General features: G+C 51.6%; 1 protein-coding gene. It reads right to left on the reverse strand.

Translation table 11 applies throughout. The features are described 5' to 3' along the window. Positions 1 to 370, reverse strand: a 370-nt coding sequence (locus tag AAEY83_RS13230) for a thiolase family protein (RefSeq protein WP_351059451.1), incomplete at both ends; no start/stop codon positions are given.

Here is a 370-nt window from a genome sequence, read left to right on the forward strand (position 1 = left end):
GTAGCAAATTCGTCAACATCAGTACGACTAAAGCCTTTGAGTGTGGCTATCGTATCAGCGCCAACCCCTTGTGGTACAAAAGCAGTTGCAGCGTTAACTCGTGGATCCATGTACCAAGCGCCACCGTCAGAACCCATTGGTACTCGGCTCATTGATTCGACGCCACCTGCGACGACCAAATCTTCCATACCTGACATAACTTTGGCAGCCGCAAGATTGATGGACTCAAGCCCTGACGCACAATACCTAGAAAGCGTGACGCCAGCGACACTTTGATCCCAGTCGGCATCAAGCACCGCAATACGAGCAATATCAGAACCTTGCTCGCCTACAGGAGTGACGCAGCCAAGGACAACGTCATCCACTAAGC

The organism is Psychrobacter sp. TB20-MNA-CIBAN-0197 (genome assembly GCF_040309765.1).
GTDB lineage: Bacteria > Pseudomonadota > Gammaproteobacteria > Pseudomonadales > Moraxellaceae > Psychrobacter > Psychrobacter submarinus.